This window comes from Streptomyces sp. NRRL F-2664 (assembly GCF_000719345.1).
In the GTDB taxonomy this organism is placed as follows: domain Bacteria; phylum Actinomycetota; class Actinomycetes; order Streptomycetales; family Streptomycetaceae; genus Streptomyces.
In genome coordinates this window covers 1-1,097 of the sequence record NZ_JOFX01000242.1, presented here as the reverse complement: position 1 = coordinate 1,097, position 1,097 = coordinate 1, and the positions used below count along the sequence as shown (strand labels likewise).

The window sequence follows — 1,097 nt, the reverse complement described above, 5'->3', positions numbered from 1 at the left end:
GGCGTGGCTGACGTTGAGTTGTTTGGTGCGTCGGCCGTTGGCGCGCCAGGTGGCGGCGAGTTGGTGGGCGGCGTCGTGGTCGCCGGTGATGACGGTGGACCTGTCCCCGTTCACGGCGGCGATGTCGAGGTGGCCGTGGTGGGTGGGCAGGGTGTCGCGGATCTCGGCCTCGGTCGCCTCGATGGCGATCATGGCTCCGCCGGCGGGAGCGGACTGCATCAGGCGGCCGCGGACGGCCACCAGGGTGCAGGCGTCGTCGAGGGAGAGGACGCCCGCCACGTGGGCTGCGGCCAGTTCGCCCACCGAGTGCCCGATGAGGTGGTCGGGGGTGAGCCCGTACTGCTCCACCAATCGGAACAGGGCCACTTCGACGGCGAACAGCGCGGGCTGCGTGTACTGCGTGCGGTCGAGCAGCGCCGCCTGCTCGCTGCCCTCCTCGGCGAGGATCAGCTCCTTGAGCGACCGGCCCAGGTGGACGTCCATCCGTGCGCAGACCTCGTCGAGGGCGCGGGCGTAGACCGGGTGGGTCCCGTACAGTTCGCGGCCCATGCCGGGACGCTGGCTGCCCTGCCCGGTGAAGAGGAAGGCCAGCCCGGAGGTGCCGGCCGCCCGCTCCGGGTCCCCGGCCACCAGCTGGGGAGCGGAGTCACCGCGGGCCAGCGCGTCCAGCGCGGCGAGCAGGCCGGCCGGGTCGTCGGCGAGGACGACGGCGCGGTCGGGGAGCGCGGCCCGGGTGGTGGCCAGCGCGTGACCGATGTCCAGGTGTGCCGTGCCGAAGCCGCCGTCCGTGCCGCCCTGCGTGTCGGCCTCGGCGGCGAGCCGCCGCAGCCGTGCGGGGCGGGGGGCTGTTCGAGGACGACGTGGGCGTTGGTGCCGCTGATGCCGAAGGAGGACACACCGGCCCGGCGCGGCCGGCCGGTCTCCGGCCACGGGGTGGCGTCGGTCAGCAGGCGGACCGTGCCGCTCGACCAGTCCACGTGCGGGGTCGGGGCGTCGATGTGGAGGGTGCGGGGGAGGAGGCCGTGGTGCATGGCCATGACCATTTTGATGACGCCGCCGACGCCGGCGGCGGCTTGGGCGTGGCCGATGTTGGATTT

Annotated in this window: 1 pseudogene; it reads right to left on the bottom strand. The window is 74.0% G+C overall.

Features of this window, described 5'->3' with window-relative positions:
- Positions 1-1,097: pseudogene (locus IF89_RS39345) on the bottom strand (acyltransferase domain-containing protein); the annotation flags it as partial.